Source organism: Peribacillus suis (assembly GCF_059384845.1).
Genome location: NZ_CM182019.1, coordinates 2,905,171 through 2,930,404 on the forward strand (window position 1 = coordinate 2,905,171; position 25,234 = coordinate 2,930,404).

Genomic DNA, 25,234 nt, shown 5'->3' on the forward strand with positions numbered 1-25,234 from the left:
ACGCCCCGGTCTTTTTCAAACCGGGGTTCTCCTGTTATACGCTTTCTTTTTTCGAAGGGTCCAAGGAGGCTAATATCTGATCGGATATTATCTCTTTCTTCAGCGCCCTATCCAATACTTCTTTTACATTCGTAACAGGAATGATCTCGATATCTTTTATTTCCAGCAGCAGCGGTTGCATGTTTTCAGCTGGAATAATGACAGTCTTTGCCCCAGCCAGTTTTGCGGCCTTTATCTTCGGAATGACGCCTCCGATTGGTTTAACGCCACCATGAATACTAATTTCTCCCGTCATCGCTACCGTATGATCCACAGGCATTTTATAGATGGCCGAGTATATGCCCGTTGCCATCGCTATACCCGCTGATGGACCGTCCACAGGGCTGCCGCCTGGGAAGTTAACATGGATATCGAATTGGTCGGCTGGAACGCCCATGGAACGCAGGACCGTGATGACATTTTCAATCGACCCCTTGGCCATGCTCTTGCGACGAATGGATTTCCCATTTCCACCACCAATGCTTTCTTCTTCGACTATCCCTGTAATATTGATTGAACCTTTATCATCTTTAGCAGCCATCACAGTCACTTCGATTTCCAACAAAGCCCCACTGTTAGGACCATAAACGGCAAGACCATTAACCAGTCCTATTTTTGGACTTGACTCTATTTTCCGGTCCATCCTCTGTGTAAGTTGGCTGCTATGAGCCATCCAATCAATATCTTCTTCCCTGATGTAGCTTCGATTTTCATTAATGGAGATACCGGCCAATGTTTGAATCATATTGACAGCTTCCCTTCCATTTCGGGCGTAATCCGAAATCGACTGAAGTCCCTTTTCACTAATAGTGATACCTACCTTATCGGAAGCATTTTTGGCAACGGATACGATTTCCTCACGGTCCAGTTCACGGAAAAACACTTCAATGCACCTTGAACGAATGGCTGGGGCAATTTCATTAGGCGTTCTTGTTGTAGCCCCAATCAAGCGAAAGTCGGCAGGAAGTCCATTTTTAAATATATCATGGATATGGGTCGGAATATTTTGATTTTCCTCTTGATAATAAGCACTTTCGAGAAACACTTTCCGGTCTTCCAGCACCTTTAACAACTTGTTCATTTGAATGGGATGGAGTTCCCCAATTTCATCTATAAACAGTACGCCGCCATGAGCATTACTGACAGCCCCTTGTTTGGGTTGCGGGATACCCGCCTGGCCCATGGCCCCGGCGCCTTGATATATAGGGTCGTGCACTGAACCTATTAACGGATCGGCTATTCCCCGTTCATCGAATCTAGCAGTCGTTGCATCCAGTTCGATAAAGACTGCCGACTTCTTGAAAGGAGACTTCCCATTTTTCTTGGCTTCTTCTAGAACGATCCTTGCAGCTGCCGTTTTCCCCACTCCTGGAGGGCCATAAATGATCACATGCTGAGGATTCGGACCGCATAAAGCTGCTTTTAGAGATTTGATGCCGTCCTCCTGACCAATGATATCCTTAAATGTAATCGGCCTCACCTTTTCTGACAATGGCTCTGTTAGGGAGATGGACCTCATCCTTTGTAGCTGATCCATTTCCTTTCGTGAATCACGGTTAATCGAAACTTTTTGTGTTCGTTGACCTTTTAATAAATTCAAAAAATACAAACCAATCACAATACCAAAAAACAGCTGAATAAATAACGCTATTCCTGTCCAGTTCATCGTTTTCCCTCCTGCTACTGCCTTGTCATTTCTGATAGTATCTCCTAGGGGAGGGCGAAATAATCCAATAAATATGGGATGTAAATTTTGGTGTTTTGAGATATAAACTTAGAAGCACTGAGGTAATGAAAAAGAACATAAAAAAAACTGCCAGAAGAACTGGCAGTTTTTTCACTAATCGATTAAGCAGATGTTTTCTTCCCTTGTCCCTGAATGGTTGTACCATCTTTCAGGACAAGCTTTGGTGTTTCGTTTTTCGCGATTGTGCTTCCTGTAATTACACATTTGGCAACATCATCACGTGATGGAAGATCGAACATCACTTCAAGGATAATTCCTTCAATGATGGAACGGAGTCCACGCGCACCTGTTTTACGTTCGATCGCTTTTTTAGCGATTTCACTAAGTGCTTCCTGTTCGAATTCCAATTCTACGTCGTCAAGCTCAAGCAATTTTTGATATTGCTTCACAAGAGCATTTTTCGGTTTTGTAAGGATTTCAATCAAAGCGGCTTCGTCCAATTGCTCTAATGTAGCAATGACAGGAAGACGACCGATGAATTCCGGAATTAGACCGAAACGCAGTAAATCTTCTGGAAGAACTTTAGAAAGCAATTCTTTTTCTGCGATATCATCTTTTTTAACATCAGAACCAAAGCCAATGACTTTTTGGCCTAAACGGCGTTTGATGATCGGTTCGATGCCATCAAAAGCACCACCACAGATGAATAAGATATTAGTCGTATCGATTTGAATGAATTCTTGATGAGGATGTTTACGTCCTCCTTGTGGCGGAACGCTTGCCACGGTACCTTCAAGAATTTTCAATAAGGCCTGCTGTACACCTTCACCGGATACATCGCGTGTAATCGATGGGTTTTCGGATTTACGGGCCACTTTATCGATTTCATCGATATAAATGATGCCTTTTTCCGCTTTTTCCACATCGTAATCAGCCGCTTGAATCAGCTTAAGAAGGATGTTTTCTACATCTTCCCCAACATAACCAGCTTCCGTTAATGAAGTTGCGTCAGCAATGGCAAAAGGTACATTCAATAGACGCGCCAATGTTTGGGCAAGTAGCGTTTTCCCACTTCCTGTCGGTCCAATAAGAGCGATATTACTCTTGGATAACTCGACGTCATCAACTTTGCTATTGGAATTGATGCGTTTATAATGATTATAAACAGCGACGGCCAAAGACTTTTTAGCCTGTTCTTGTCCAATTACGTATTCGTCTAGTATCGCACGAATTTCCTTAGGTTTAGGTACATCTCTAAATTCTACTTCTTCATCAGTACCTAGCTCTTCTTCAACGATTTCAGTACAAAGCTCGATACACTCGTCACAAATATATACACCTGGACCAGCTACCAGTTTGCGGACCTGTTCTTGAGTTTTTCCGCAAAAAGAACATTTTAATTGTCCTTTTTCATCATTAAATTTAAACATGAACGTTCACCCCTTTAAATACTCTTCCAACTCTAGTGATGTAAAGGTGTCAAATCCGCTATAGGAAAGACACACAAATACTTTAGCGTTCCAAAATTCCTAGTATGTTTTGCATTCTATCACGTTCTTGGAAATTTTGTAACAAAAACGCTCACCCACAAGTTGTCCAATAAGTACAAATTTTCATTTCATATGTATGTTTCCATTTACCAGTATGTCCAAACTTTGCGGTTTTTAAAATAAGGTTTTTCTGTATAAATATGTATATGCAGCATTAGAATTAATCTACACTGAAATGAAAAAAAAATCAATCAGAAACTATCCGATAGTTAAAATTACCAATAAATTCTTAATATGTATAAAACAAGGCACGATTACTCGCGCCTTGTTTCTTTGAAGAAAATATTAGTAAACACTTACTTAAAATAAATTATTTTGCTTCAACAGTTTTGCTGTTTTCCACTAAGAAGTCAATTGCTTTCTTAATTTTAAGATCGCCTTTGATGCTTTCTAAGTTTCCAAGAGCTTGTTTGATTGCTTCAACTTCCATGTTGTACATTGTAGCCATTTCTGCAAGTTCAGCTTCAACGTCTTCATCAGTTGCTTCAATTTTTTCAGCTTCAGCGATAGCTTCAAGAGTCAAGCTTGTACGAACTTGTCCTTCAGCTTCTTCTTTCATTTGTGCTTTTAATGCTTCTTCGTCTTGACCTGAGAATTGGTAGTAAAGTTCTAAGTTTAGGCCTTGAGATTGAATGCGTTGAGAGAACTCATTCATCATGCGGTCTACTTCGTTAGAAATCATAGCTTCAGGAATGTCCATTTCTGCACCTTCAACAGCTTTACCGATTACAGTGTTTTGTACGAAGTTTTCTTCTTCGTGTTTTTTGTCATGCTCTAATTTATGTTTTGTTTTTTCTTTAAGTTCAGCTAACGTTTCAACTTCTTCGTCAACGTCTTTCGCGAATTCATCATCCAACTCAGGAAGTTGTTTTGTTTTGATTTCGTGAATTTTCACTTTGAATACAGCTGGTTTACCTGCAAGTTCAGCAGCATGGTATTCTTCAGGGAATGTAACTTCGATGTCTTTTTCAGCGCCTGTTTCAAGACCAATAAGTTGCTCTTCGAAACCAGGGATGAATGAGTTAGAACCGATTTCTAGTGAATGGTTTTCTGAAGCTCCGCCTTCGAATGCTTCACCATCAACGAATCCTTCAAAATCAAGAACGACTGTATCGCCTTCTGCAGCTTGTCCTTCTTCTTTAACGACAAGTTCAGCTTGACGTTCTTGCATTGATTTCAATTCGTTATCAACGTCTTCGTCAGTTACTTCAGTATTGAATTTTTCCACTTCAACACCTTTGTAATCTCCTAATTTAACTTCAGGCTTAACTGTTACAGTAGCCGTGAAGATTAGGTTTTCGCCTTTTTCCATTTTCTCGATGTCGATTTCTGGACGATCTACAGGCTGAATTCCAGCTTCTTCGACAGCATTTGCATATGCATCAGGAAGGATGAAATCAAGAGCATCTTGATATAATGATTCTACGCCGAATTTCTTTTCGAACATTTGACGTGGCATTTTACCTTTACGGAAGCCAGGTACGTTTACTTGTTTAACTACTTTTTTGAATGCTGCGTCTAAACCTTCGTTTACTTTTACAGCTTCTACTTCGATTGTTAATACGCCTTGATTACCTTCTTGTTTTTCCCATTTTACAGACATGTGTTTCCCTCCAAAAAGATCTATATACTTCAATAATAAGCATTGGATGAATATGCTTTGCAAGTGTTAACAAGTCATCCTTCAAATATACCCAAGAAAAAAATTGGGAATTCGTCAAAATTAGACGATTATACATTACAACCACTACATTATAACACAGGTTCAAACCGTTACAACAGCAATAGGTTAAATAATGGGATAAGAAATTTCTTCGATTTCTTTTATAGTGGCTAGAATATTCGTAACCGCTTCCCCATCAACGGAATAACTATTCGCTATTTCTTGGATCCTATCTTCCCCTGTCATGTACTCTTCGGCTAACGCATGATAGGCAGCCGCCCATGCCGGTATCATATCTGATTCTGGTTCGAATGGATACAATAAAAAGGAATGCCGCTCAATTAGGCTGTGCACCATTTCAAATAAACTCGGATTTTTATGACTGATTTCCTCTTCTGTCAGGTTCATGATCGTTTTATGGAAGCTTGTTTCCTTCAAGGTCACCAGCTCTTTTGGATTGACAATCTTGGACTGCGTGAACTTCCAAACGGTTACTTCTTCATTATACTCCTGGTCTATAAGGATGTTTAATAGCATCGTTTTAAAAAATGGATGTCCATCACGGTCTTGAAGAAACTGCTCGATTTGGGGGACAAAAGGTCGAATATTAAGATTCGTAAGTTTAGAAATCACAAGTAGCATTTCTTTATCCGATTTCCCTGCGAATAACTCTTCCTTCTGTAATTCTTCTTCCCGCAGCTGTAATTCCCTTTCGGTTTCCTCTTTTTTATCTTCAAGGGCCCGCTTGCTGAAGTGAAGCATCTTTTCAAAATGCTCCTCTTTGTCGAAGGGGATCTGGTTTTCATCAAATAAAAGTTCAATTGTCGTAATCATTTCCTGATGTTCATTCAATTGGAGTAGCACCATTAAATAGATGTTAATCAATTGGAAATAGTCACCGATTCCTTTATTGAGCATCTCTTGGCACAATTCTTTGGACTCTTCATAATACTCGAGCTCAACCAGGGAAACGACAAGGCCCATACACACTTCATCATTATCCGGCTCAAATTCCCGTGCTTGACTGAAGAGCCGGGCTGCGTCTTTAAAGTTCCTTTTTCCAAGCTCGTCGAGGCCCTTTATGATTAACCGTTCCCCTAGATTAGGAAATGGGACGACCTTCGAATCCTCTGTGCTCTTGCCATGTTTCCCAACCATCATTATTCACCTCGCCGTTCGCTTTTGGAAAATAGTTTAGCATGTAATAGAATGAAATTCAAAAAACAGTCACCTTCCAAGGTATCCATTCCACTTATATGTAATTTAAAACTCCACAAAAAAGAGCTTCCTATTTTATTGGATAGGAAGCCTTTTTTTGAATTCATTACGCATTAGAAACTGCATCTTTTTGCTTTTCATAAGCTGCTATTTTCTCATCATATTGAAGAGTGATCGATATTTCGTCCCAGCCTTTGACGAGCATTTCCTTCCAATATGGATGAATATCGAAGCTTGCTTCAAACCCTTGGCCATCTTTCACCGTTTGATTCGGTAAATCGACAGTCAGTTCATAATCAGGGGAAGCAGCCCTCTCCATCAGGTACTGGACTTGCTCATGGTTTAATGCGATGGGAACCATTCCGTTCTTCATGCAGTTGCTTTTGAATATGTCGGCATAAGATGGTGCGATGACAATATCGAAACCATAATCTTTCAACGACCATGGTGCATGCTCCCTTGATGATCCACAGCCAAAGTTTTCACCCGCAATCAAAATCGAGGTATCACGATTTTGAGGCTGATTCAATTCAAAATCAGGGCGTTCATTTCCTTCTTCGTCAAAGCGCCAGTTATAGAACAGGAATTCGCCAAAGCCGCTTCGTTCAATCCGTTTTAAAAATTGCTTTGGAATGATTTGGTCGGTATCCACATTTTTCCGATTTAGTGCCGCCGCTCTTCCTTTATATATAGTAATGGGTTCCATTTCCATTGTGCACCTCCTATTATTTTGTATTTATTGGACTTTCTCAGCTTTTTTCAAGTTTCTTATATCAACAAACTTCCCGTATATGGCCGCAGCCGCTGCCATGGCTGGACTTACTAAATGGGTCCTGGCCCCTGCCCCTTGTCGTCCCTCGAAGTTCCGGTTACTCGTGGAGGCACAGTGTTCACCAGGAGGCACCGCATCCGGGTTCATGCTCAAGCACATGCTACAACCTGATTCCCGCCATTCAAAGCCTGACGATTTAAAAATTTCATCCAATCCTTCATCTTCCGCTTGCTTCTTGACACTTTGTGAGCCTGGTACCACCATTGCTCGAACACCTTTATGAACCGTCCTGCCTTCAATCATTTCAGCAGCCTGACGTAAATCTTCAATTCTGGAATTCGTACAAGAACCGATAAATACATGTTGAACCGGAATATCCGTAATCGCCATTCCTTCTTGAAGTCCCATATATTCAAGCGCGCGGCCGAGTTCCTTCGAATTAGTGATATCCTCTGCAAAAGTCGGTACCCGTTCATCCACTCCACTAGCCATGCCCGGATTTGTTCCCCAGCTGACCATTGGCGAAATCAAACTGCCATCAAGGACGATTTCCCGGTCATAAACCGCATCTGCGTCACTAACAAGTGCCTTCCAGTCCTGAACGCAACGCTCAAACTCTTCACCTTTTGATACATATTTACGACCTTTCAAATAGGAGAAGGTCGTTTCATCTGGTGCCACTAGCCCAGCACGAGCACCGCCTTCGATTGACATATTACATACGGTCATTCTTTCTTCCATTGACATGGCATCGAAAACTTCCCCACAATATTCAATGATATGTCCTGTCCCAAAGTCGACACCGAATTTGGATATAACATATAAAATGACATCTTTCGCCATGACTCCATGACCGAGTTTCCCATTAACCTCAAGCTTTAGCGTTTTTGGTTTAGTCTGCCATAGGGATTGAGTGGCCAAAACATGCTCCACTTCACTTGTTCCGATCCCGAAAGCAATCGATCCGAACGCCCCATGCGTAGATGTATGGCTGTCCCCGCAAACAATCGTCATACCAGGTTGTGTAAGACCTAATTCTGGACCGATGACATGAACGATTCCTTGTTCTGGGCTGTCTAGGTCAGCAAGACGGATACCGAATTCCTTACAGTTTTTATCGAGTGCCTCCAACTGTTTTCTTGCAATATCATCCGAAATGAAATGGCGATTTATAGTAGGCACATTATGGTCCATTGTTGCGAAAGTCCGGTCGGGCCTTCTTACTTTACGCCCTTTCAATCTCAAACCTTCGAATGCTTGAGGGGATGTTACTTCATGAATATATTGAAGATCTATATACAATAAATCCGGTTTATTTTCCTCTTCATATATAATATGGCGATCCCATATTTTTTCAATTATAGATTTACCCACTTATATCCACCTCGATCAATTTTATATTTTTTAAAAAACACGGCCTAGATTTAGGCCGTGAAAGAAGGTTATGCATAAGCTCCCATGATGTTGGAGATGGCTTCCTGGTCTAATAGAGTTGCTTTTATTTGGGCAATCATTTCTGTCGTCGTCGTGATTGATGATTGACCATTAGCAATATCACCGGTTCTTAATCCATAGTTCAGTACCGTTTCCACCGCTTGCTCGACCGCGTCGGCCTCATTTTCCAATCCGAATGATAGGCGTAACAACGATGCTGCCGATAAAATCGTCCCAATAGGATTTGCTAGATTTTTTCCTGCAATATCAGGGGCAGATCCGTGGATCGGTTCATATAAATTGGGACCTTCCGTAGAGATCGAAGCGGAAGGCAACATGCCAAGTGAACCAGTCAAGACGGATGCTTCATCGCTTAAAATGTCACCAAACATATTTTCCGTCACGATAACGTCAAATTGTTTCGGATTCTTTATGAGCTGCATCGCAGCATTATCAACAAGCATGTGTTCAAGTTCCACTTCTGGATAATCTTTGGCGATTTCTTCAGCCGTTTCACGCCACATCCGACTGGATTCCAGGACATTGGCTTTGTCGACCGATGTCACTTTTTTCTTGCGGTCAGAGGCTAATTTAAATGCAAGTTCAATGATGCGCTTCATTTCATCTTTCTGATAAAAAAGGGTATCGACGACCGCATCCTTCCCCTCTCGTTCCACCCGCTCACTCGGCTTCCCGAAATAAAGGCCACCCGTCAGCTCGCGTACAATAACGAAATCGACATCTTCAATGAATTCCTTTTTAAGAGGTGAAGACTCCGACAAGCTGGAATAATAGCTAATTGGCCGGATGTTAGCATAGAGATTCAGGTCTTTGCGGATTTTCAATAAACCACGCTCTGGCCTTAGGTGCGCAGGTTGAGTGTCCCACTTCGGTCCCCCGACCGCCCCTAATAATACCGCGTCGCTATTCTTGCAAATCTCTACTGTCCCGTCCGGTAGTGGCGATCCCGTGTTATCGATAGCGCTACCACCAATTTCGCCATATTGAAATTCAAAATCATGCCCGTACCGTTGAGCAACGGCTTCAAGAATTTCTACAGCGCCTCTAGTCACTTCTTTACCGATGCCATCTCCTTGAAGCACCGCAATATTCCTTTTCATCGAAATCTCCCCTTCCTACTGCATGACTGCTTTTTCTTCTAATTCCTTCATGATGACTACACGGTTCACCGCGTTTAAATAAGCTTTTGCCGAGGCTTCCAATACATCCTGGTCCAGTCCACGTCCACTCGTTTCCACACCGTTGTAATCGATTTTTACGAAAACTTGTGCTAAGGCATCCATCCCAGCTCCCACAGATTGGATTCTGTAATCCTGGAGGTTGATTTGACTACCCAAACATCTTTCAAGCGTGTTATAGAGGGCCTCAACACTACCAGCACCCGTTGCCGCTTCCTGTATTTCTTCACTATCGCCTTTTTTCAACGTAACCGTTGCCGTGGCAACTTGATGGGTACCATGAGATATTTGGAAGGAAATCAGGTCATAAAAACTGATATCCGTCGCTTTTTCTTCAAGGACAAGAGCTACGATATCTTCGTCCGTCATGGTTTTCTTGTTATCCGCCAATTCTTTGAACTGGACAAATAAAGAATTCATTTCTTCATCCGTTACAGAGAAATTCAATTCTTGTAATCTCTCTTTGAAAGCATGCCGTCCAGAATGCTTACCTAGAACAAGCGAATTGGCAGACACACCGACCAGTTCCGGTGAGATAATTTCATACGTCGTTTTTTCTTTCAACATGCCATCTTGGTGAATCCCGGATTCATGCGCATAGGCATTGGCGCCGATAATGGCTTTATTTGCAGGTACCTGCATTCCCGTTAAACGACTAACCAGATCACTAGCTCTTTTGATTTCATTCAAGACAAGACCCGTCTCCGCCTGATAGAAATCTTTTCGGATATAAAGAGCCATCGCCACTTCTTCAAGGGCCACATTGCCGGCACGTTCGCCAATTCCATTTATCGTTCCCTCGACTTGGGTAGCCCCACCTTCAATGGCAGCCAATGAGTTAGCTGTCGCCATTCCAAGATCATCATGGCAGTGAGCCGATAGGCTCACCTTATCGATGGAAGGAACATTTTCACGTAGGTAACGGAAGATGTTTCCGTATTCAATCGGGGCGGCATATCCCACTGTATCCGGAATGTTGATAACCTTCGCCCCCGCCTGAATGACCGCTTCGACTATTTCAGCCAGATAGTCAAGTTCAGTTCGACTGGCATCTTCGGCAGACCATTGTACGATTGGGAAACGCTCTGCCCCATACTTGACCATGGCAACTGATTTTTCAATCACTTGTTCTTTTGACATTTTCAACTTGTATTGACGGTGGATCGGAGACGTGGCGATGAATGTATGCAACCTTGGTTCTGCTCCGACTTTCAATGAGTCCCACGCAGCGTCAATGTCTCCCTTTACAGCGCGCGCCAGCCCTGTAACAGAGCTGTTTCTGATTTTGCGCGCGATTTCCTGTACGGAATTGAAGTCCCCTTTGGATGCTGCCGGAAAACCGGCTTCGATGATATCCACACCAAGCCTTTCAAGCTGATAAGCAATTTCCAGCTTTTCGGTAAAATTCAAGTTCACACCGGCCGATTGCTCCCCATCACGAAGTGTTGTTTCAAAAATATTAATTTTTCGCAACGGCTACCACTTCTTTCTCTGTTTGTTGAGGTTTGACGAATGGCATCATTTTTCTTAATTCACGACCTACCACTTCGATTTGGTGTTTGTTTTCACGGTTATTGATAGCATTGAAGACTGGACGATTCGCTTGGTTTTCTAGGATCCATCCTTTTGCGAATTCCCCGTCTTGGATGTCTTTTAAAATGGCTTTCATCGCTTCTTTTGTCGTCTCTGTCACAACGCGTGGTCCTGAAACGAAATCTCCCCATTGAGCCGTATCAGAGATGGAATAACGCATATTTTCCATACCGCCTTCATACATAAGGTCGATGATTAATTTCAATTCATGTAAACACTCGAAGTATGCAACTTCCGGTTGGTATCCAGCTTCCGTCAATGTTTCAAACCCAGCTTTTACAAGGGAAGTCAATCCGCCACAAAGCACTGCCTGTTCTCCAAAAAGATCTGTTTCTGTTTCTTCTTGGAATGTCGTTTCCAATCCACCCGCTCTTAGTGCTCCGATTCCTCTAGCGTAAGCAAGTGCCAATTCTCTTGCTTCACCCGTCACATCTTGGTAGATTGCGAATAATGCCGGTACCCCTGCACCTTGTTCATATGTACGGCGAACAAGATGTCCTGGACCTTTTGGAGCCACTAATAATACATCCACGTCGGCTGGTGGGACAATTTGGTTAAAGTGAACGTTGAATCCGTGTGCGAACATTAATGCTTGACCTGCATGCAACACAGGTTTGATTTCTTCTTGGTATACTTTTGGTTGCGTTTCATCTGGTAAAAGGTTCATGATTACATCTGCTTGTTCTGCCGCTTCTTTAACTGTATATACATTGAATCCATCTTCTACAGCTTTATCGAATGATTTACCTTTTCTGATTCCGATGATTACATCCACACCGCTATCACGTAAGTTTTGAGCATGTGCGTGTCCTTGTGAACCGTATCCGATTACCGCTACCTTTTTATTGTTGAAAAAATTCTCGTTTGCTTCTGCGTTATAATATACTTTTGCCATTATTAATACATCTCCCTTTTCATATCCATAGTTTTTTTTGGTTGTTTTTATACGATTGTTGCGCTTTTTGCATGTGACAACTGCATTCCGCGAGGGAAGGCCGCCGTCCCGGTTCTTGCCAACTCTTTGATGCCATACGTTTTGATCAGTTCAATGAAGGCTTCGATTTTGTCTGATTCCCCAGTGATTTGAACCGTCAGGCTATCTTTACTTACATCTATAACAGAGGCCCGGAAAGGCTCAATTACCGAATAGATTTCAGGTCGGGTCTGGCTTGTCACCAATATCTTGATGAGCGCCAGTTCCCTGGCTACAATCGATTGATTCGTGATATCAATCACTTTAAGCACTTCTATCTGCTTATTTAATTGCTTTGTGATTTGCTCAATGACCGTTTCGTCATCAACATCGACCACGAAGGTCATCCTTGAAATGCCCTCCTGCTCGGATTGCCCGACTGTCATGCTTTCAATGTTATAATTCCTTTTCGTGAACAGGTTCGTGATCCGGTTAAGGACGCCTGGTCTATTGTTCACGGTAAGGCTAAGAATTCCCCTCATTGCTTAAACTCCTTCCATTTCATCCAGCCCTTTTCCTGATGCTACCATCGGAAAGACATTTTCCATTTGTTTGACACGGAAATCGATCAAAACCGGTCCATCTATCGTGAATGCTTCATCGAGGCATGCATTGGCTTCTTCCTCGGTAGTCGCTTTAAACCCTGGAATTCCATATGCTTCAGCCAATTTAACGAAATTGGGTTGAGACTGGAAAACACTGTGTGAAAAGCGATTGTCATGGAAGAGTTCCTGCCATTGCCTTACCATTCCAAGCGCACCGTTATTAATGATGATGATCTTAATCGGCAGATTCATTTCCGCAATGACCGAAAGTTCTTGAAGGCACATCTGAAAACCACCATCGCCAGATATCGAAAGAACTGTCGCTTTTGGATTGGCCATTTGTGCTCCAAGTGCGGACGGTAAGCCAAAGCCCATCGTACCCAGGCCACCGGATGTGACCCATGAATTAGGCTTGTTAAATGGATAGTACTGGGCCGCCCACATTTGATGCTGACCAACATCCGTCGTGACAATGGCTTCCCCCTTCGTTTTTTCATGGAGCATTTGAATGACACGTTGAGGTTTCAGCACCCCTTCTTCTTGGGTATAACGTAATGGGAATTCTGCATTCCACTCATTCAACTGTTCAGTCCATTCCGTAATGTCAGGCTTTTTACCACTTTGGGCAATCAACTCCGTTAAAGCTTCTTTTGCGCTGCCGACTACAGGAATCTTGGTTGGTACATTCTTTCCGATTTCCGCTGGATCAATATCGATATGGGCAACAGTTGCATATTGTGCAAATTTGGCTAAGTTTCCGGTCAAGCGATCATCGAACCTTGCCCCCACATTAATCAACAGATCACATTTCGATAACGCCATGTTTGCCGCAAAACTACCATGCATGCCACCCATTCCAATAAATTGCGGATGCTCGGCTGGGAAACCACCAAGGCCAAGGAGGGTGTGAACTACTGGTATGCCTTGTTGTTCGGCATATTCCTTCAAGAGATGAGATGCCTTTGCATGAAGGACACCTGCTCCAGCAAGGATGACGGGCCTTTTCGCACCACTTACCGCTTCAACAAGCTTTCTTATTTGCAAGTAATTCGGCTTTGTCGTTGGCTGATAGCCTGGCAGGTCCATCACTGGATCCTCTTCCGTCGCTACCCCTTCCAAGATTGCCATGTCTTTAGGAATATCTATTAAAACAGGTCCCGGTCGTCCGCTTGAAGCGATATAAAATGCTTCTTTGATGATACGTGGGAGGTCTTCCGGCTTTCTCACTTGATAGTTATGTTTTGTAATTGGGGTTGTAATCCCGAGTACATCTGCCTCCTGAAAGGCATCCGAACCAATTACGCTAGTAGCTACCTGACCCGAAATAACAACAAGTGGAAGAGAATCAATCATTGCGTCCGCTAGGCCGGTTACAATGTTCGTTGCTCCAGGACCGGACGTGACAATGACCACTCCCGGTTTGCCAGTAATCCTGGCGTACCCTTCTGCTGCGTGGATTGCACCCTGCTCATGTCGTGTCAAGATATGAAAAAGCTTTGAACTATAAAGCTTGTCATATATCGGCAATACAGAACCACCAGGGTACCCAAAGATGACTTCAACATTTTCCTTTTTCAATGCTTCCATCAAAAATTCGGCACCACTATAATGTGTCTTTCCACTTTTTCGATCAGCCACTACTGCTTTTTGTGTCATTCGTAAAGACCTCCTCCGCTTTCTCACTCGATTAAATTCATAATATTCGGATTTTTAAGCATACAAAAAAGCCTCTTCACCCCAAATGTACTTGCACTTAGCAAGTTAAAGGGGTGAAAAGACTTAATCAGCCGCTCCACGGTACCACCCTTTTTCGCATGAACTTCCATGCGCACTTTGAATAGTATACAACTATTCTCTGTTTTGGTAACGGGTACTGGTACGCACCCGTTCAGCCCTACTAGTATAACGTTCAAGCTGAAACTCCAAGGTGAGTTCATCTTTTGGGACAATACCGGTTCTCAGCAACCCGGCTCTCTGTGAATGTCTTGAAAAAAGACTACTTATCCTTTTCAATGTTTTCTCATTATTCATATTTTTTTGAAACGCTAATGTTTGATGTCTTGTATTTGAGATTATCTTACTCGCATTTTGGAGTGTAGTCAACAGGTATTTAATGAATTTTTAGACAATTCTAAATTATAAGTTTTATTGTATGCGCTTTCATCCCTACTATTATCCTATTTTCACATTAAAAAAAATATATTTTTTTAGTTTAAAAATAATGAAAAAAGATACAAACTAAAGCATAATGCATTCCATATTCTTACCAAACATCCAATTTGCCTGCAACCGATGTTTATTTTGAAAGGCTGTTTCTGCATTTTATTGGTAATTACAAGAAGCGGTGTCCCCTTGGCACCCTCCCCCAGAAACTTTATAAAAAAACAAAGGGAAAAGGCTGAATACACAGGAAAAGGAATGGTAATCCATTCCTTTTCCTAGTATCCAGCCCTATATCGTTACTTAGCCAATACATCTTCATATGCTTCATTTTTTTCAAATTGCTTTTGAACGAATGTACATTCCGGAACGATTTTAAGATTTTCATTACGCGCTAGTTCAATCACTTTTTCAACAAGCGCATTCCCAACCTTCTGTCCGCGTAGTTTGTCGGATACAACCGTATGATCCACCGTGATTTCGTGATCACCTGATTTAAAGAACGTAATTTCAGCCAGCTTTTCACCAGAGTCCTTGACAAAAAATGACCCTTCACCTTTTTGGATATCTACCATCTTGATGACCTCCTTTTATACTCCCTATCATATATCACAATCTGGTTATTAAACAAATAATTGGAATTCACATAGACTTTATAAATCTGAGTGAGCCCTCCCCTTACTTCTAACCTATACTAGAGGATTGTAAACAGAAAAAAGTTTTCGTAAAGAAAATAACCCGCAACACCCCATAAAAAAAAGCCCTAACAAATAGGGACAAATGGTTATAGTTTGATAAAAAGAAAATATAAAATGACCATCAATAGCAAGATGAGCATAAAGACCGCAATGAGAATGACTTGGGCCGAGGAAGGCTTGAAGGTCTCCTCATTAATTTGCTTCTTCTTCTGAAGATAACTCACCGTTGACAATATGGTGATCACTAGACCTAAAAAGCAGGTGAACATTCCAAGCACGATACTGATCAAATCGATTCGGGCATCTCGGTACACACCTATCGTAAAATGCAAACTTGTTGTTAGAAAACCCACCCCCACAATTGCAATCACGGTTCGGATCCACGCCAAAAAAGTTCGTTCATTGGCCAAATGCTGCTGTGCATATTTCAATTGGTTCTTGTCCATTTTTCATCACCTTATTAAAAAATCTCCCCTAAAAAAAGGGCTGATATTTAGGAGACTCCCTAATTGTACATAGAGTCACCCTACTATATCAACCCAACCGGTCATCATTCGCTTCTCTTAAGAAGGGAAAAGGCCCTAAACATAGATCCAACGAACATAAGACCCGATCCTCCGAGCAGTAAATATATGCAAACTGTTTTACTGATAACATTCAAGGGATAAAGCAGGGCAAACAATGCGATCAAAACCCCGATTCCCGTTACAAACCAACCAAACTGTTTCATGAGCAACTCCTATAAAATGATTATTTATTAAGCTCTTAGCCTCCATTTTACTATATTCAAAAGACAAATGGTCCAAAATCTTGATAAAGCCAAAGTTTCAACTTTTATTATCGAGCCAAATTAAATAAAGAAGCCAATATAGCCTCCTTAGTTACAAGTATTTATTAAAGGTCCTTATTATCTTTTTTCATATATTCTTTAATTTTTCTTTCTTCCCATTGCGACCCGAAGTCCCCGCTCGCAAACGTTGTTAAACAATGTATAAGGATTCCGATTCCCCAGCCGCCAAGGGGATAGAGAAACCACAAATAACTAGCATCGGTCAATAAGTTTATCATTATAAGCAAAAGATTCACCAAGATGTAAACGATTAAATGGATATAAAAACCCTTTAATTTCTCCACCCTTTTTTTTGCTTTCAAATAGCTTTCATCCTTTTCCATCGCTACGCCTCCTTCATCAAAACTCAAACTCACTTTTTCATTATACTTTTATTTTACTTTATTTACCATTATTGAAATCAGATCTATATAACCGACGCCTGCCCGTTACTCACTCAAGAGAGGATCTCATCCCTTTCACACCCTCTTGATGAAATTAGCAGCTGGTCTAATAATATCCTCCTATAATATTTTATTCTGCGTGAAATCCAAATTGAGTTTAATTCCCCATGAAAAAAACATGTCTTCCATGTATAATTACCATATCTCAATAATAAGCTATGTATATTCACATCAAGCTTTAGAGGAGGATATATTATTGAACTCTGATTCCGGAAAGGTTGTTTCTTCTATCCAGAACCCTGAAATACATAAAGCCCTACAAGGCGTTTCGGAAAAATTCAATATATCAATGCTTCAGTTACGCGATACCATTGATATATTATTGAAAGATCAATCTAATCTCACACCATTTGAAAATGAACAAGATGTCATCCGAACACCGCTTGAAGAAATAAATACCGCCATAATCAAAAACCGTGAAATCATCAATAAAAACCGCGAAACGTTAAATAAGAATTGAATGAATCAGACACAGAAAAAAGCATCCAACTCGTTGGATGCTTTTTTCCTCTTCCTAACTGAACCGGTGGTATTAACTAGGAATGAATTTAAGGATGCCTTCAAGGTAAACGCCTTGATTTTGCGACTTACACTCTCTTAGTTTGATCCTGCCTTCTTGTTCTAACTCCTTGGCCATTTGAACTACCTTGGTTCCATCTTGGGCTATCTCTACTGAAAAGAAATTCCCTCGCGTGGAAGTTTGAATGAATTTAAATAAGCTATCTTTATTCATCTAAACATCTCCCTTATTCTTATACAGTTCGACATAAAAGAGAATCCACCTTCTCCAAAAATAGAAATATAAACAAGTTAGAAAAGAAACTAAAAGGCAATAGATCTATGGCCTCAAATCATTGTCTCCATGATCAGTAGTATTCTTCATCCATATCCTCTAGTGAAATGTTCCCCTCTTGAATCCTATGGGAATAATGATAGGGGAAACAAACATATCATTATAAAATGCCATGACAACCCTTTATATAACGAAAAAACAGCCAAACCCTTCAAAAGGTCTTGGCTGTTTTTGATAGTGTCCCAGGAGAGATTCGAACTCCCGACCGACGCCTTAGAAGGGCGTTGCTCTATCCAGCTGAGCTACTGAGACATTGTGTAACACTATGTATGAAAATTCTTGGTCATTTAAGACAACTCTTATTATAGTGAAATATAATAAGAAAGTCAACATTTTTTTATTTTCACCAGAAGATTTATATTCAATAAAAAAACAGCCAAACCCTAAAAGGATTTGACTGTTTGGTAGTGTCCCAGGAGAGATTCGAACTCCCGACCGACGCCTTAGAAGGGCGTTGCTCTATCCAGCTGAGCTACTGAGACATTTTATGATATAAGTTGCGGTAACACTTATGTATTAACCTTACTTAAGATCCCTTAGGACAATTCTTATTATATTAGCATATTAAAAGAAAGTCAATGGTTTTAATAATTTTTTTTGCAGACAGGAAGCACAGAATGCTTCCTGTTCATTATACCTTAAGTCAGTTAGTTTTATAAGCTTTATTTAGTTCCTCGACCGTGTTTCCTTCAAGATCGTAATACGTGATTTCAAGTACGTTTTCTTCTATAGACAAAATTACATACGTTTTTTCTTTTCGCCCCCGAGGCTGGCGAATACTGCCAGGATTGATGAATAACCTTCCATCGATACGTTCAGATCCCGCTGCGTGAGAATGCCCAAAACAAACGATATCAGCACCGGATTCTTCACTTTTATAAGATAAGTTCATCAGTGTCATCTTAATATTATACAGATGTCCATGGGTAATGAAGAAGCGTTTGCCAGCAATGTCTTGAATGAGCTCGTTAGGAAAGGCATGATCATGGTCACAGTTCCCACGTACCGCTAAATACCCTCCCAAAAGTGGATCCTTGCTTTCAAGTTCCGAATCTCCACAATGTATCATCGCTGTGACTTCTTGTTTATGACGAGCGGTGATCATGCTTATTTCATGAGTAAGCCCGTGGCTATCACTCATTATCAGGACCTTCATGATCACATTCCTTCTTCCCGTTTAAGGAATTCTTCCAATTTCTCATCCAACGCTTTCAATGCGTTTGCACGGTGACTGATATTATTTTTTTCTTCTTTTGTCAATTCAGCATTAGTTTTGCCCTGTTCTTTCACAAAAAAGATTGGGTCATAGCCAAATCCATTGGTTCCTATCGGTTGCTTCGTAATGAAACCTTCCATCGTACCTGAAACCGTTATCGTTTCTTGATTGGGAGAGGCCAATGCCAATGCGCAATAGAACCTAGCCGTTCTTTCCTCCTCTGGTACACCCTCTAGTTCCCTCAATACTTTTTCCGTGTTCGCTTCATCAACCTTATCTTCACCGGCATAACGGGCAGAATATACGCCAGGTCGGCCGTCTAACGCATCTACGATCAGCCCCGAGTCGTCTGCGAGGACAAAGTGGCCCACTTTATGGGCAATCGCTTCCGCTTTAAGAATTGCATTCTCTTCGAACGTCGTTCCAGTTTCCTCGACATCCGGTGAATCCGGCAGGTCGAGGAGAGTCTTGACTTCATAACCTTTTGCTGCAAACATGTTCTTGAATTCGTTGGCCTTTCCTTTATTCTTCGTCGCAATAATCACGGTTTTCATCAATTCATCTCATCCTTTTCGTTTATCTTCACTGAGTTCCCTCTTGCCCCTTTGACTTCCGAATACGATATGGACTTATTCATCGTTCGAACAAGTAAATTGGGTGCTTGTCTTATGTAAGTATTAAGTATGTTCCTCACTCGTAGTTCACTTCGTTCTCCGCTTCCTGTCGGGACAGCTTGATGACCACAAGGAAGATATCGAACTTTATTTGATAAGTTAATTTTATCACAAATTCAGCTTCTTCAATAATCCGGAAACTTATAAGGCTGCTTTTTAGAAATAAATCCTCTCTATTATGAAAAATAGAATAAGAGGCAGCTGAAAGCCTGCCCCCATTTTTTATAGGTATCAACTCGTTTCTTTAAAAACTACCTGTGTTCACCTTTTCAGGACGGATTACTGGTTCCGATAATGGCTTACCTTCTTCATTTAGAAGATCTGCACTCCCCTTAACATGAACTTCCACGCTTTCAATTCCTTTTTGCTCCGTTAGTGATAAAACCAGGGCATCAAGTACATCCTGGGAAACCTTTTTCTCCTTGAAGCTTCCAAGTATATTTTCATTGAAGTTCAGTACAACCTTACCATCCGCTACCTTAGGCTGATCAAGCAACGCTACGTCACTCATGAAGCTTGTTTGCAAGTTAGAACCTGCCGGCCCCTTCGTTAATTCCTGAATGGCCGCTGTCACGTTATCCGACTCCGTTTCACTGACCCTGCGTGTCACTGGTACATAATAAGAATACTCCTCGTCCCCACCGATGTAATAGACCGTCACAGCTTTCGAGTTAGAGATATCGACCACATCACTTGCATCGACATTGATTCCTGAAGCACGGGAGATATTATCATCGATTGGCGTACCATTTACCGGCATTTCCGATATATCTTCCCCATTGATCCTCAATTGGATTTTATCGACCGAATCAAATTGGGTCAGAGTCCAGGTGATGGCTTGCAGGATCTTGAGTTCATCCTCCTTTTGATAGTTTTTAAACTCTGGTGAAAAATCGGCAACAGCCACACCTTCCTTTATGTTTACACTTATCGACGTATCTGCCGGAATCACTGCGCGGAACCCATTTGGCAGCTTATCTGTGACAGGTCCATTATTCACTAAATAGTCCAATGCCTGTTTTGCGACCGCTTCGGATTTAGGAAGCTCCATTGTTTGCGGAACTACATATCCACTTTTATCAATTAAATAAAGCTCGGTCTTAACTGTACTTTCAGTTGACGCCTCTTCTCCTTCATCTACAGGCTGTTGCTCCCCTTTCGGCTCTTCCAATGAAGATTCATCCTCCACTAAAGAAACATCCTTAGGGGGATCGATTTCCGTTTTCTCGCCCGCTCCGAACAAGCCACAGCCAGAAAGAAAAAGAGAAGAAGCCAGGATTGTCACTGCTGCTGTTACTTTTGATTTATTGGACATAAAATCACTCCTAGGACAGTTTGTACTCCTATTTATACGAGCCCTAGGCAAAAATAGACCAATTATTTTCCTTTCTCTTTAGGCAACTACTGCCACCCGCCCATTCAACCAAACCAAAAAGACCTCCATAGGGAAGTCTTATAGATGGTCGATCTTGATGGTCTCTATCGTATCAATTTCTATGCCGAGCCAACTCGATGCGATTGCACCAAATATATCTTTGGAACCCGTTGTATAGAAACGGTGTACAGGAACCCTTTTGCTTCTATTGCTTAGTCGGTAGTAATCTAAAATGACACTCGCTTCACGGGCCGTCTCTTCCCCAGAGGAAATGACTTGTACCTTATCCCCCATGAACTTCGAAATCACGGGTCCTAAGTGAGGATAGTGGGTACAACCGAGAATGAGCGTATCAATGTTGATTTTCTTTAACGGCTTCAAGGTTTGCGCCACGACCCTTTCGACGATTTCCCCCTGAAACTCTCCGCTTTCCACAATTGGGACAAATTTCGGACAGGCTAAACTATCCACTTCCACACCCGAGTTTATGGAAACGAGTGCATCGTCATAGGCTTTGCTCTTCACCGTTCCCTCTGTACCAATCACGCCAATATGTAGGGAATTAGAAACCTTTAAAGCTGCCCTTGCCCCTGGAAGGATGACACCGAGTACAGGAATCGGAAGAATCGCCCTGATTTCATCCAGCACTGCTGCAGTTGCTGTATTACAGGCTATAATTAGCATTTTGATATCCTGTTTCATCAGGAACCGGGTCATCTGCCATGTGAAGTTTTTGACATCCTTTTTTGACCTTGGTCCATACGGGCATCTGGCCGTATCGCCTAAGTATATTATATTTTCATTCGGTAACTGGCGCATGACTTCTTTAGCCACAGTCAAACCACCGACACCCGAATCAATAATTCCAATTGGTTGTTTCAAAAATCTCGCCTCATTTTTCTTTCATTTCATGATGATATTCTCTATGAAGAAAACCTATACCTAAGCTTCTCGCTTACTTCATGAAACTTATCATACTACCATTTTGGGAGAAAGTGAAATAAATTTCAAGACAGAAGTTTTACGAGCCCTGGAAAACCTTCTCATAAAAAATAAGCAGCATCCAAAGAAGTGGAAACATGGAAATGTTTCACCCTTCCTTATATGCTGCAAATGAACGGGAGAGTAAAGATATATAAGGCTTACGTATTAATAAAGCAACACATTATAGCTTAAGTTCTCCCATACGAAGGAGCTCTATAACTGCCTGTGAACGTCCTTTGACTCCAAGCTTCTGCATCGCATTCGAAATGTGGTTTCGAACTGTTTTTTCGCTAATAAACAATTCACCTGCGATATCTTTTGTTGTTTTGTCTTGTACTAGTAACTCAAATACTTCTTTTTCTCTTTTGGTGAGTAGTGGCTTATGAGTGAATTCGTTCTCCTTCAAGTAATGTTACCCTCCTTGCCTTCACCAGCATAAAACCCGGAGTGGGTGTCTATTTAGTCAAGATATAGTATGTCGGCTAGGGCAAGGGAGTGACTCATTTACTTGTCTAATTGAAATTTTACTTTTAAAGTTGTTTGACACTTGTTTTTGACATCCACTTTTTCATTTCTTCAGCCAGTGGCACCGGCTTCCCGGTCGTTTTCGATACTTGGACGACCGTTCCCCTGCCAGTGAGGCAAATCGTCCCATCCTCTTTCGTTCCCATATAATGAATATCCACCGATGAGTTGCCCACGTGGGCCGCTTTCACATGGATCGTCAGTTGTTCGTTAAAAAACACCTGCTGAATATAATCACATTGTAAATCGGCAACAACCGGAATTTCATCACTTTCTGCCGAAGACCAGTCCACCATGAACCCCATACTATTGAAATACTCGATCCGTGCCTCTTCAAAGTAAGTGAATGGAACCGTATTATTGAGGTGTCCGAACATGTCAGTTTCTGAAAAACGGACTTTAATCTCATGTTTAAAAGAGAATCCATTGCTCCACTCTTTTATATTATCGATATATGATATTCTACTCACTGTGAGAACTCCTCCTTAATGAATGACTATTCATTCATTTTATAAGAAAAAGGAAAAAATGGGAAGATATTTCTATCTATAATTAATTTACTTCAGAAAATTAATTAAAAAGGAAGAAATAACTCCTTCCTTTTTTGACTTACTTATATAGAGAGTAATAAACAATCCCACATTATCTAGTACCTTATTTTTCATGAACCCTTTTTTTCTTTTTTATTTCCTTGATTGGCACGCTAAGCTCTTCAAGAAAATACTTGGCCCACTTATCTTCTTTATAAATAAATTCTCCCTTTTCATTTTTATCCGTTATATCAAGGAGTTTTCCGTTCCACATTGTCAATTTCCCCTTATCATCAAACGTAACATCCAACTGGCCAAGAAATCTCCCATACCTACCCGCTTGTACTATTAGGGTCGGTTTCTTTTTTTGATTAATGACGTCAGGTTCTTTCAGTTTATGATGTGAATGACTACCAACAATAACATCTATTCCGTCAACTGTATTAGCTAACTTTTTATCGTTGCTGTAACCAAGATGTGAAAGGACAATGATTTTATTAACTCCCTTAGCTTCAAGTGCGTTAATTGTTTCTTTCGCTTTCTTGAAAGCATCTTCAAACACGATATCCTTATTAGGATTTGATAAAAGGGTCGTCCTCTGCGTCGTAAGACCAATAATCCCCACTCTCTGCCCTTTGATTTTCTTGACTACTGAAGGATGAATAGTACCCTTCCATCCTGTTGTATCGATTTCTATTCGAGACAGATCTTTTAATTCTTCATCTTTAGAAAAATCAATATTAGCACCAACAATAGGAAATTCTGCAGCTTTTATAAAGTCCCTTAGTATGACCGATGACTTATCAAATTCATGATTACCGAGTACCATTGCATCATATCCGATTTTATTCATAAACTGTATATCAGCTTGACCAAGATATTGCTTAAAGTAAAGAGAGCCTGTAAAAACATCTCCCGCATCGAGTAAAAGGACATTTTCTTTTACATTCCTTATTTTATTGATTGCTGTAAACCTTCGTGGAATATCTTTTAGGTGAGCGTGAGTATCGTTCGTGTATAAAACTGTCAAGTCGAGTTCCTTATTTTCAGATTTAGAAGAAGCATCTACTCCACTACCTCCTTTTGGATCTTCCACCATTTCCAACAAGACCGTAGCTTTTGCATTGCCTAAAAGGAGAAAAGCACTTATAAACACCAAGCTAAATATAACTAAAAAGAAAGAAATTTTTTGAACAGAGCCGTTTTTCATACTTCTGACCCTCCTATAAAGGTAGAATCTCCTTGAAAACGGAAAAAATACTGCTTATTATTTGAAACTTATAAGACAGAGCTATTATATTGAAATGTATTCTTCAGGTAAGATACCCCAGAGGGAAATTTACTTAACCCCACTTCACCTATATTCATCTTCCGCTTCTAATAAATACAGGCTTATTCTTTAAAATTGATGAGTATTTTTTGTAGAGCTAATATAAAAAAAAACCCTATCCAAAGGATAGGGGGTTACTACTTATTAAACTTCGTCGCTTCCGAAGAAGTTACGGAATTGTTGAATCGCTGTATCACGGTTTAACGCTGCAATCGAGGTTGTCAATGGAATACCTTTAGGGCAAGACTGCACACAGTTTTGTGAGTTACCGCAGTTTGCAAGGCCGCCATCTGACATGATTGTGTTTAAACGTTCTGCTTTGTTCATTGCACCAGTTGGATGTGCATTGAATAAACGAACTTGTGATAATGGTTGTGGTCCCATGAAGTTGGAGTTGTCATTTACGTTCGGACAAGCTTCCAAACATACGCCACAAGTCATACATTTAGATAATTCATATGCCCATTGACGTTTCTTTTCTGGCATACGTGGTCCTGGTCCAAGATTATACGTACCATCAATTGGAATCCAAGCTTTTACCTTTTTCAATGAATCGAACATACGGCTACGATCGACTTGAAGGTCACGCACAACCGGGAAAGTACGCATTGGAGCAAGACGTACAGGCTGTTCTAACTGGTCAATAAGGGCTGTACAAGATTGTCTTGGCTTACCATTGATGACCATTGAACAAGCACCACAAACTTCTTCAAGACAGTTCATGTCCCATGCGATTGCAGTTGTATGTTTACCTTCTACCGTTACCGGATTACGACGAATTTCCATCAAAGCGGAAATGACGTTCATATTCGGACGGTATGCTAATTCAAATTCCTCATCATAAGGAGCTGAATCCGGTGTATCTTGGCGAGTAATAATAAAACGAACTGTTTTAGTCTCAGATTTAGTTTCAACCATTTTTA

General features: G+C 41.1%; 25 protein-coding genes, 2 tRNA genes and 1 other annotated feature. Of the genes, 1 reads left to right on the forward strand and 26 read right to left on the reverse strand.

Translation table 11 applies throughout. From position 1 onward, the window contains the following. Positions 1-34 precede the first annotated feature (34 nt). The 15 genes from lonB to AC503W_RS14240 all read right to left on the reverse strand — a co-directional run bounded on the left by lonB (position 35) and on the right by AC503W_RS14240 (position 16,704). Positions 35-1,705: an ATP-dependent protease LonB gene (gene lonB, locus AC503W_RS14170; protein ID WP_494914631.1), complete on the reverse strand. Its 1,671-nt coding sequence runs from the start codon at positions 1,703-1,705 to the stop codon at positions 35-37. Between the two features lie 182 nt (positions 1,706-1,887). Beyond that, positions 1,888-3,156 (reverse strand): ATP-dependent protease ATP-binding subunit ClpX, encoded by a 1,269-nt coding sequence (clpX, locus tag AC503W_RS14175; RefSeq protein ID WP_402874628.1) that lies wholly within the window; start codon positions 3,154-3,156, stop codon positions 1,888-1,890. A gap of 430 nt (positions 3,157-3,586) precedes the next feature. Then, positions 3,587-4,879 (reverse strand): trigger factor, encoded by a 1,293-nt coding sequence (tig, locus tag AC503W_RS14180; protein WP_402874625.1) that lies wholly within the window; start codon positions 4,877-4,879, stop codon positions 3,587-3,589. 186 nt (positions 4,880-5,065) lie between these two features. Continuing rightward, entirely contained in the window at positions 5,066-6,100 is a 1,035-nt protein-coding gene (locus tag AC503W_RS14185) for a tetratricopeptide repeat protein (RefSeq protein WP_494914633.1), read from the reverse strand. 163 nt (positions 6,101-6,263) lie between these two features. Further along, positions 6,264-6,863, reverse strand: a complete 600-nt coding sequence (gene leuD, locus AC503W_RS14190) for a 3-isopropylmalate dehydratase small subunit (protein ID WP_427686804.1) — start codon at positions 6,861-6,863, stop codon at positions 6,264-6,266. A gap of 30 nt (positions 6,864-6,893) precedes the next feature. Beyond that, the gene (gene leuC, locus AC503W_RS14195) at positions 6,894-8,303 is read right to left on the reverse strand and encodes a 3-isopropylmalate dehydratase large subunit (RefSeq protein WP_427686706.1); all 1,410 of its coding nucleotides are present in this window, start codon (positions 8,301-8,303) and stop codon (positions 6,894-6,896) included. Between the two features lie 68 nt (positions 8,304-8,371). Next, positions 8,372-9,484 carry a 3-isopropylmalate dehydrogenase gene (gene leuB / locus AC503W_RS14200; protein ID WP_402874616.1) on the reverse strand — a complete coding sequence of 371 codons (1,113 nt, stop codon included), beginning with the start codon at positions 9,482-9,484 and terminating at the stop codon, positions 8,372-8,374. Between the two features lie 15 nt (positions 9,485-9,499). Beyond that, on the reverse strand, positions 9,500-11,035 hold the full coding sequence (locus AC503W_RS14205) for a 2-isopropylmalate synthase (RefSeq protein WP_402986505.1): 1,536 nt from the start codon (positions 11,033-11,035) through the stop codon (positions 9,500-9,502). After that, positions 11,022-12,050, reverse strand: a complete 1,029-nt coding sequence (gene ilvC, locus AC503W_RS14210; RefSeq protein ID WP_402874610.1) for a ketol-acid reductoisomerase — start codon at positions 12,048-12,050, stop codon at positions 11,022-11,024. Before ilvC ends, AC503W_RS14205 begins: the two co-directional genes overlap by 14 nt. Positions 12,051-12,097: 47 nt before the next feature. Next, on the reverse strand, positions 12,098-12,610 hold the full coding sequence (gene ilvN / locus AC503W_RS14215; RefSeq protein WP_494914636.1) for an acetolactate synthase small subunit: 513 nt from the start codon (positions 12,608-12,610) through the stop codon (positions 12,098-12,100). A gap of 3 nt (positions 12,611-12,613) precedes the next feature. Further along, the gene (gene ilvB, locus AC503W_RS14220; protein ID WP_402874605.1) at positions 12,614-14,329 is read right to left on the reverse strand and encodes an acetolactate synthase large subunit; all 1,716 of its coding nucleotides are present in this window, start codon (positions 14,327-14,329) and stop codon (positions 12,614-12,616) included. A gap of 106 nt (positions 14,330-14,435) precedes the next feature. After that, positions 14,436-14,695 (reverse strand) — a binding site (T-box leader). A 437-nt stretch (positions 14,696-15,132) separates the two neighbouring features. Next, positions 15,133-15,408, reverse strand: a complete 276-nt coding sequence (locus AC503W_RS14225) for a GNAT family N-acetyltransferase (protein WP_402874602.1) — start codon at positions 15,406-15,408, stop codon at positions 15,133-15,135. Between the two features lie 209 nt (positions 15,409-15,617). Continuing rightward, positions 15,618-15,977, reverse strand: a complete 360-nt coding sequence (locus AC503W_RS14230) for a YidH family protein (protein WP_494914637.1) — start codon at positions 15,975-15,977, stop codon at positions 15,618-15,620. Between the two features lie 104 nt (positions 15,978-16,081). Then, complete coding sequence (locus AC503W_RS14235) at positions 16,082-16,261, reverse strand: hypothetical protein (protein ID WP_402874596.1); 180 nt, start codon at positions 16,259-16,261, stop codon at positions 16,082-16,084. 164 nt (positions 16,262-16,425) lie between these two features. Then, positions 16,426-16,704 carry a 2TM domain-containing protein gene (locus tag AC503W_RS14240; RefSeq protein WP_494914638.1) on the reverse strand — a complete coding sequence of 93 codons (279 nt, stop codon included), beginning with the start codon at positions 16,702-16,704 and terminating at the stop codon, positions 16,426-16,428. A 316-nt stretch (positions 16,705-17,020) separates the two neighbouring features. On the opposite strand from AC503W_RS14240, the gene AC503W_RS14245 reads away from it, so the two are divergent. Continuing rightward, positions 17,021-17,284: a hypothetical protein gene (locus tag AC503W_RS14245; protein WP_402874590.1), complete on the forward strand. Its 264-nt coding sequence runs from the start codon at positions 17,021-17,023 to the stop codon at positions 17,282-17,284. 72 nt (positions 17,285-17,356) lie between these two features. Here AC503W_RS14245 and AC503W_RS14250 read toward each other — a convergent pair whose 3' ends face one another. The 11 genes from AC503W_RS14250 to sdhB all read right to left on the reverse strand — a co-directional run bounded on the left by AC503W_RS14250 (position 17,357) and on the right by sdhB (position 25,229). Beyond that, complete coding sequence (locus tag AC503W_RS14250) at positions 17,357-17,557, reverse strand: hypothetical protein (RefSeq protein ID WP_402874587.1); 201 nt, start codon at positions 17,555-17,557, stop codon at positions 17,357-17,359. A gap of 298 nt (positions 17,558-17,855) precedes the next feature. Next, a tRNA-Arg gene (locus tag AC503W_RS14255) sits at positions 17,856-17,929 on the reverse strand. Positions 17,930-18,085: 156 nt separating this feature from the next. Then, positions 18,086-18,159, reverse strand: a tRNA-Arg gene (locus AC503W_RS14260). A 161-nt stretch (positions 18,160-18,320) separates the two neighbouring features. Next, positions 18,321-18,833: a metallophosphoesterase family protein gene (locus AC503W_RS14265; RefSeq protein ID WP_427590584.1), complete on the reverse strand. Its 513-nt coding sequence runs from the start codon at positions 18,831-18,833 to the stop codon at positions 18,321-18,323. A 2-nt stretch (positions 18,834-18,835) separates the two neighbouring features. After that, on the reverse strand, positions 18,836-19,447 hold the full coding sequence (locus AC503W_RS14270; protein WP_494917356.1) for an XTP/dITP diphosphatase: 612 nt from the start codon (positions 19,445-19,447) through the stop codon (positions 18,836-18,838). Between the two features lie 364 nt (positions 19,448-19,811). After that, a complete protein-coding gene (locus tag AC503W_RS14275; protein ID WP_402958110.1) occupies positions 19,812-20,882 on the reverse strand; it encodes a GerMN domain-containing protein in 1,071 nt (356 codons plus the stop codon). A gap of 138 nt (positions 20,883-21,020) precedes the next feature. Continuing rightward, the gene (racE, locus tag AC503W_RS14280; protein WP_402874574.1) at positions 21,021-21,824 is read right to left on the reverse strand and encodes a glutamate racemase; all 804 of its coding nucleotides are present in this window, start codon (positions 21,822-21,824) and stop codon (positions 21,021-21,023) included. A gap of 283 nt (positions 21,825-22,107) precedes the next feature. Continuing rightward, positions 22,108-22,332 (reverse strand): helix-turn-helix domain-containing protein, encoded by a 225-nt coding sequence (locus AC503W_RS14285; protein WP_402874572.1) that lies wholly within the window; start codon positions 22,330-22,332, stop codon positions 22,108-22,110. A 124-nt stretch (positions 22,333-22,456) separates the two neighbouring features. Continuing rightward, the gene (locus AC503W_RS14290; protein ID WP_402874569.1) at positions 22,457-22,921 is read right to left on the reverse strand and encodes an acyl-CoA thioesterase; all 465 of its coding nucleotides are present in this window, start codon (positions 22,919-22,921) and stop codon (positions 22,457-22,459) included. Between the two features lie 184 nt (positions 22,922-23,105). Continuing rightward, positions 23,106-24,191, reverse strand: coding sequence for a metallophosphoesterase (locus AC503W_RS14295; RefSeq protein WP_402958105.1), 1,086 nt, complete (start codon positions 24,189-24,191; stop codon positions 23,106-23,108). Positions 24,192-24,455: 264 nt separating this feature from the next. After that, the gene (sdhB, locus tag AC503W_RS14300; protein WP_402874562.1) at positions 24,456-25,229 is read right to left on the reverse strand and encodes a succinate dehydrogenase iron-sulfur subunit; all 774 of its coding nucleotides are present in this window, start codon (positions 25,227-25,229) and stop codon (positions 24,456-24,458) included. Between the last annotated feature and the right edge of the window lie 5 nt (positions 25,230-25,234).

Bases quoted from the DNA above. Each gene is read 5' to 3' on its own strand.
- ilvB (WP_402874605.1), bottom strand. From the start codon at position 14,329: ATGACACAAAAAGCAGTAGTGGCTGATCGAAAAAGTGGAAAGACACAT.
- ilvC (WP_402874610.1), bottom strand. From the start codon at position 12,050: ATGGCAAAAGTATATTATAACGCAGAAGCAAACGAGAATTTTTTCAAC.
- AC503W_RS14250 (WP_402874587.1), bottom strand. From the start codon at position 17,557: ATGAATAAAGATAGCTTATTTAAATTCATTCAAACTTCCACGCGAGGG.
- AC503W_RS14230 (WP_494914637.1), bottom strand. From the start codon at position 15,977: ATGGACAAGAACCAATTGAAATATGCACAGCAGCATTTGGCCAATGAA.
- tig (WP_402874625.1), bottom strand. From the start codon at position 4,879: ATGTCTGTAAAATGGGAAAAACAAGAAGGTAATCAAGGCGTATTAACA.
- AC503W_RS14275 (WP_402958110.1), bottom strand. From the start codon at position 20,882: ATGTCCAATAAATCAAAAGTAACAGCAGCAGTGACAATCCTGGCTTCT.
- AC503W_RS14225 (WP_402874602.1), bottom strand. From the start codon at position 15,408: ATGGTAGATATCCAAAAAGGTGAAGGGTCATTTTTTGTCAAGGACTCT.
- lonB (WP_494914631.1), bottom strand. From the start codon at position 1,705: ATGAACTGGACAGGAATAGCGTTATTTATTCAGCTGTTTTTTGGTATT.
- AC503W_RS14265 (WP_427590584.1), bottom strand. From the start codon at position 18,833: ATGAAGGTCCTGATAATGAGTGATAGCCACGGGCTTACTCATGAAATA.
- AC503W_RS14240 (WP_494914638.1), bottom strand. From the start codon at position 16,704: ATGGAAAAGGATGAAAGCTATTTGAAAGCAAAAAAAAGGGTGGAGAAA.
- AC503W_RS14185 (WP_494914633.1), bottom strand. From the start codon at position 6,100: ATGATGGTTGGGAAACATGGCAAGAGCACAGAGGATTCGAAGGTCGTC.
- sdhB (WP_402874562.1), bottom strand. From the start codon at position 25,229: ATGGTTGAAACTAAATCTGAGACTAAAACAGTTCGTTTTATTATTACT.
- leuB (WP_402874616.1), bottom strand. From the start codon at position 9,484: ATGAAAAGGAATATTGCGGTGCTTCAAGGAGATGGCATCGGTAAAGAA.
- clpX (WP_402874628.1), bottom strand. From the start codon at position 3,156: ATGTTTAAATTTAATGATGAAAAAGGACAATTAAAATGTTCTTTTTGC.
- ilvN (WP_494914636.1), bottom strand. From the start codon at position 12,610: ATGAGGGGAATTCTTAGCCTTACCGTGAACAATAGACCAGGCGTCCTT.
- leuD (WP_427686804.1), bottom strand. From the start codon at position 6,863: ATGGAACCCATTACTATATATAAAGGAAGAGCGGCGGCACTAAATCGG.
- AC503W_RS14270 (WP_494917356.1), bottom strand. From the start codon at position 19,447: ATGAAAACCGTGATTATTGCGACGAAGAATAAAGGAAAGGCCAACGAA.
- AC503W_RS14295 (WP_402958105.1), bottom strand. From the start codon at position 24,191: ATGAAAAACGGCTCTGTTCAAAAAATTTCTTTCTTTTTAGTTATATTT.
- AC503W_RS14235 (WP_402874596.1), bottom strand. From the start codon at position 16,261: ATGAAACAGTTTGGTTGGTTTGTAACGGGAATCGGGGTTTTGATCGCA.